The sequence below is a fragment of the Congregibacter sp. genome (assembly GCF_965660375.1).
Classification (GTDB): Bacteria; Pseudomonadota; Gammaproteobacteria; order Pseudomonadales; family Halieaceae; genus Congregibacter.
The window spans coordinates 1-5,709 of record NZ_CBFHZO010000094.1 but is presented as its reverse complement, the minus strand read 5'-3'; the positions used below and the strand labels follow the sequence as shown (position 1 = coordinate 5,709).

General features: G+C 56.7%; 4 protein-coding genes. 2 read left to right on the top strand and 2 right to left on the bottom strand.

Features of this window, described 5'->3' with window-relative positions; all coding sequences use genetic code 11:
• Window positions 1–33 precede the first annotated feature (33 nt).
• Both ACTG3T_RS08915 and ACTG3T_RS08910 read right to left on the bottom strand, forming a co-directional pair.
• Window positions 34–2,229, bottom strand: coding sequence for a carboxy terminal-processing peptidase (locus ACTG3T_RS08915; protein ID WP_439101918.1), 2,196 nt, complete (start codon window positions 2,227–2,229; stop codon window positions 34–36).
• Between the two features lie 158 nt (window positions 2,230–2,387).
• The gene (locus ACTG3T_RS08910; RefSeq protein ID WP_439101917.1) at window positions 2,388–3,116 is read right to left on the bottom strand and encodes an SIMPL domain-containing protein; all 729 of its coding nucleotides are present in this window, start codon (window positions 3,114–3,116) and stop codon (window positions 2,388–2,390) included.
• A 151-nt stretch (window positions 3,117–3,267) separates the two neighbouring features.
• Here ACTG3T_RS08910 and ACTG3T_RS08905 point away from each other — a divergent pair, with 151 nt between their 5' ends.
• Window positions 3,268–4,635, top strand: coding sequence for an 8-oxoguanine deaminase (locus ACTG3T_RS08905; RefSeq protein WP_439101916.1), 1,368 nt, complete (start codon window positions 3,268–3,270; stop codon window positions 4,633–4,635).
• A 113-nt stretch (window positions 4,636–4,748) separates the two neighbouring features.
• Window positions 4,749–5,006 (top strand): hypothetical protein, encoded by a 258-nt coding sequence (locus tag ACTG3T_RS08900; RefSeq protein ID WP_439101915.1) that lies wholly within the window; start codon window positions 4,749–4,751, stop codon window positions 5,004–5,006.
• The last annotated feature ends 703 nt before the right edge of the window (window positions 5,007–5,709 follow it).

Below are 5,709 nucleotides of genomic sequence, written 5' to 3'. Positions count from 1 at the left end.
GTTGACTGGACCGGGGTGGCGCTTGCGCTGCCCTTAGTCTTCCTGCTTCGCCGCAGTGAGCGCGTACGCGCGCTCCTGGAGCACTAGGGCGTCAACGAGAATACTCCCTGCTTCCGAGAGCAGTACGTCCTCTTCTGCGAGTTCTTCCGCCGATACGATTTCTTCTGAAGCTTCTTCCTCATCGTCTTCCGTATCGTCGCTGCTGGCGACATCATCTGCTGCATCCTCATCCACGCCTTCGCCCAGGCTGTGAGCATCGTCGTCAGTGGCGTCGTCGTCTTCGTCCAGCTCATCCAGGGACGCCAGAGGCTCTTCGCCCCGCGCCACGCGCCTTCGGTTCTCGATTTCCAGGGAACGCTGCTGACGTGCTTCCCGTTCTTCGCGGCGTACCGTCTCATTCAGCGAAACGCTGGTGATGGCGCGGTTCTGCTCGGCAACCGCCAGTTGATCCTGAAGATACAAAAACTCGGGGTTACTGCTGCTGCGGGTTTGGTAGATCTCCGTCAGCTGCGGTACCAGAGAATCAAGATTGCTGTAGCGGCGATGGCGCACGGGGTTGATCTGATCCCAGTCCAGGGCGTTATCCAGCGCTGATTCACCGATCTCTTCCGGGTCGTAGAGAGAAGGGAAGGTGATGTCCGGCACGACTCCTCGATGCTGGGTGCTGTCACCGGAGATACGATAAAACTTGCTCTCGGTAATCTTCAGCTGGCCCTCAGTCAGAGGCACCATGGTCTGAACCGTGCCTTTGCCATAGGAGCGGTCACCAACAATCAAGCCGCGATCGTAATCCTGTATGGCGCCGGCAAAAATCTCCGATGCGGACGCGCTGAGGCGATTGATAAGGACAACAAGAGGGCCGTCGTAGTAGGTGCTGCGAAGACGTTTGCCGTCGCGCCAAACACGGCGGGAGGAGTGCCTGATTTGCACCGTGGGCCCGTATTCAATGAAGAGCCCGGTGAGATCGTTGGCTTCCTGCAGAGAGCCGCCGCCGTTGCGTCGAAGGTCAATCACCAGGCCTTCCACATCTTCTTCTTCGAGCTCTTCGATGAGCTTTTTGACGTCGCGAGTGGTGCTCTTGTAGTTCTCGTCGCCGCGGCGCATGGCTTCAAAATCAATGTAGAAGGTCGGGATATCAATGACGCCGACCCGTATCGTTTCGCCATTGCCCTTGTCCAATTCCATGACGCGTTTTTGCGCGGACTGTTCCTCAAGCTTTACTTTGTTACGGACGATTTTGATGGTCTTTCGCTCGGCGTCAGCGCCGGCCTTTGAGGGCAGCACCTGCAGGCGTACCGTTGATCCCTTGGGACCGCGGATCAATTCGACCACTTCATCCAGACGCCATCCAATGACGTCTTCAAAGGGGCCTTCGTCGTCCTGTCCTACGGCGACAATACGGTCGGAGGGTTTTAGCTCACCTTGCTTGTCTGCGGGCCCTGCGGGGACGATGCGGGCCACACGGGTGTATTCGTCTTCAGGCGACAACACCGCTCCGATGCCCTCCAGGGACAGCCGCATATTGATATTGAAGTTTTCTGAGCGACGCGGTGAAAAGTAATTAGTGTGAGGATCGTACAATTCCGTGAGCGCATTGGCGAAGATCTGAAACGCGTCCTGGGAGTTGTATTGGTTAACGCGGCTCAGCTGATTCTTGTAGCGCTTTACCAGGGTCTCGGCGATCTCATCCTGGGGCTTGTCTGCAAGGCGAAGATTGAGCACTTGATTCTTGATCTGCAGCCGCCAGCGTTCGTCCAGTTCCGTCTGGGTCTCTGCCCAGGCCAGTTTGTCCATATCCAGCTCGAAACGCTCATCGATGTCAAAGTCCATGGCTTCAATCATCGTTGGGAGGGACTCGACGAGTGTCTCCAGTCGGGTGGTGAGCAGCTCGTGGAAGCGATTGAAAATGCTAAAGCCTGCATCGAGCTTGCCTTGGGGCAGTTCATCGTCCATCTGCGTGCGAAAGCGCTCAAACTCAGCGATGTCCGCTGCGGTGAAAAACATTTTCCCGCCATCAAGGTTGTCGAGATAGTTGTCCAGATGCGCCGAGGACATGACATCGTCATATTTCAGTTTGGCGTAATGACGCTCTTCGAGCTGTTCAATAAGCTCGGAGGCCGTTTCCTGCTGGGATTTGCTGTACTCGATGAGCGCAAAGCTCGACGTCGATAGCCCGAGACCGGTGATCAAGGTCAGGGACGCCGCAGTATTCAGGAATGCTCTTCGCACAATAGCTTGCCTTCTTATTAACTGATTCGCTGGTTTAGGGAGTGTAGCCTGTTACTTTTTTCGGTCAAAGCCGCTCGTTGGATCTGCTCTGCGGCTAACAGACGATCTAGTGGACGCAAAAAGGGGCCTGTTAAGACCCCCTTCGCGATGTTTTTACGTCAATCCAGCTCGAAGGTCGCGTTAAGAGTCACCGAATACTGCAAATACCCGGGCGAGTAGCTCTCTTCGGGTGGCGCAGGGGAGACATCGGCTGCCATCATCATCCGCTCAGCGCGCATGGGTTGGGGCGCAGGGGCCCTTTCAGTGCTGAGAGATACTACCGAGCCGAGATCTTCTCCCAATGCGTTTGCCAAAACCTCGGCACGGGCCCGGGCGTTCTGCGCTGCGGCCGCCAAAACCTCCTGATACACCTGCTCTTCGTCCTGCAGTCCCAACCGCGGCGACTGCATGCGGTTAATCCCGGCATCGGTCAATTCGGTAACGAGTACCCCCAGAGCGTCAAGGTCCAGTAGCCGGACTTCAATGTTCCGGGTGGCGCGATAGCCTGTGAGCTCCTGTTTTCTGACGTCGGGCAGCCAGCGGTACTGCGGGGAAATGGTGAGACCCGTGGTATCAATGTCGGCATCGGCTAGCTTGGCATCACGCAAAACACTCAGCGCCCGATTGATAATGTCATCGGCCTCCCGTCGTGCGACGGCGGCATCCGCATTCTCGGACATCACACCCAGCTGAAGAACGGCCATATCCGGTGCCACGCGGCGTTCCGCCTTACCGGTTACAGCTATCTGCCGCTCGGCTTCGTCAGCGTGACTCAGTTGCGGCAGTAATGCGGCGCCGAGCATCAGAGGAGCGAAGGCCGTAATAAGCACAGGATGAATCTTGGCCATGAATTTTAGTCCTTAATCGTTAGATACAATTTCGACCGTAGGCCCGCCGCAGGGTTCCATTTTCCTGGGAAACCCTCAGACCGTTGTACGCAGGGCTGGTAGCGACCGGTTGCTGCCCACATAATGCAGGAATAACAGGAGGAGAGAAGACGTGGCAACGCTTTTGATGCGCAACGCTGATGTGTTGGTTTGTATGGACGATGCTCAGCGGGAAATTCCCGGCGGCGGCTTGTTTGCCCGTGATGGTGTCATCGAGGCCATCGGCGCTACTGCTGAGCTCCCTGACACCGCCGATCGCGTTATAGATCTAAACGGTCACGTGCTCATGCCCGGCATGGTCAACACCCACCACCATCTTTATCAAAATCTAACCCGGTTAATGCCCGAGGCTCAGAACGCTCCGCTATTTGGATGGCTGCAGGCTTTGTATCCCGTGTGGGAGAGGCTGACGCCCGAGGCATTTCGCGTCTCCGCGATCCTGGGGCTTGCCGAGCTGTTGCTGTCGGGCTGCACCACAAGCTCGGATCATCAATACATATTCCCCAACGGTAGCCGGTTGGATGACAGCATCGCTGCGGCGAAGGAGACCGGGATTCGTTTTCATGCTTTGCGCGGCAGCATGAGTGTCGGGCAGTCTGCAGGCGGCCTGCCGCCAGACAGTCTCGTAGAAACTGAGGACAGTATTCTTGCCGATAGCGAGCGTCTGATTGCCATTCACCATGACGCTTCTGCGGCGTCGCGTATTCAGGTAGCCCTCGCGCCATGCTCGCCTTTTTCAGTGAGCCAGGCGCTCATGCGTGACTCCGCGGACTTGGCACGGAAGCACGACGTACGCCTGCATACCCATCTTGCTGAGAATGAAGAAGACGTCGCCTACAGCCGGGAGCGTTTCAATATGACGCCTGGCGAGTACGCCGAAGAGTTGGGTTGGTTGGGGGATGACGTGTGGCATGCCCACTGTGTGCAATTGGACACCCAGGACATTCGTCGCTTTGCGAATTCCGGTACCAGCGTTGCTCATTGTCCCTGTTCGAACATGCGTCTGGCGTCAGGCATAGCGCCCGTGATGCCCATGCTCCACGCCGGCGTAAACGTGGGCCTTGGGGTGGATGGTTCATCATCCAATGACAGTGGTCACATGCTGGCCGAAGCCCGGCAGGCGATGTTGCTCCAGCGGCTACGGGAGGGTGCTGATGGCTGCGGTGTGCGCGACATGCTCAAGGTCGCGACCCGCGGTGGCGCCAGAGCGCTGGGGCGGGAAGCGGAGATAGGGCAGCTCAGAGTGGGCTATCAGGCGGATTGCGCGGCTTTTGCAGTCAATGATCTGTGGCACGCAGGCGCGAGTCACGATCCCGTCGCGAGTCTCCTGCTGTGTTACTCCGGTATTGCGGCTTACACCGTGGTCGGCGGTGATGTGATCGTCGATCAGGGGATGCTCCCGGGCGTGGAACTCCAGCCTTTGCTGGAAGCCCATCGAGCGATGGCTGAACGGCTGGCGAATGGGGAGCGGGCCTCGTAGCCTAATCAAAGTGAGGGTATGTGAGCACCCAATAAAGCGCCAACCCCTTCACCTCATGCCCTATACGAACTGCATGGGTGTAGCCGTAAGCCCGCTCAACCTCAGGACGCAACATGAAGTATTCCGGCTCAGCCGACAACGCTGGGACGCTGAACGATAACGCCAGCAACGCCGTGCAAACTGGCCAGATTCCGGAACCTAAGCTTGCCTTTCGGCCAGAAATGGTCGTCACTCTTCCCCAGTGTGCACAGAGACATGCTTATGCTTTGCACTCAGAAAGCGTCAGTAACACCTATCAGAATTTCAATCAGTGCCATTGCGCCACCGTATCGGCACGCGCCGCCGAGCACAGCACCCCCAATGTCGGCTGATCTGCACATGTGGGAAAAGTTTTCAGCGACGCCAATAAACCCAGCGAGCAACATGATCACTGCGATGCCACATCCGGCTAGACCAATCTGACGTGCCTCGAAAAAAGTATCCCTGTCTGCAGCACGGGCATTCCACATACGCCAGGTTCCTAGATGAATAACAGCCCGGCACTGATGGCCCACCAGGCAGCGGTCGCCATCAGTCCTACTTTTACCAGTCTGTACATATACTTACTCCCAGTTTTTCACGAGCAAAAGTAGTCAACAATTTGATGACCACTCACAAAGGCAAGCGACCTTTGTGCAGCTGTTTCTGAACTTTTCACAAGCGTAAGCCGCAGCTCTAGAGACTCGCATTAGCTAAGGGCTTTATGTTTTTTGTCTGCCTCTGATTAAAGGTAGACCTGTGGCCGCTATTACGCGAATCGTGACGCCACGTACCTGACCATCACGACCGTCCTGGTTGGGTCGTCGGCGGTCGCACGATTTCTGGCATTTGAGGGTCGGTTTTCGGCCAGGACTAGCGCCACTTAATGCAGGGGTTGCGGGCGCGGCTGCTGCTGCTTTTGGTCAAGAATTGGACTAACGCGGAGGAGGGCAACTCAACCCCGCATAAACACTAGGCTGTAGAAAAGGTGTGAAGCCCTCCCTCTCCGCCATTTACTGAGTGTCCCCGCTCATAATCAAAAACCGTCAGTAACAT

Coding starts and splice junctions, on each gene's coding strand:
- ACTG3T_RS08910 (WP_439101917.1), bottom strand. CDS start 3,116: ATGGCCAAGATTCATCCTGTGCTTATTACGGCCTTCGCTCCTCTGATG.
- ACTG3T_RS08900 (WP_439101915.1), top strand. CDS start 4,749: ATGAAGTATTCCGGCTCAGCCGACAACGCTGGGACGCTGAACGATAAC.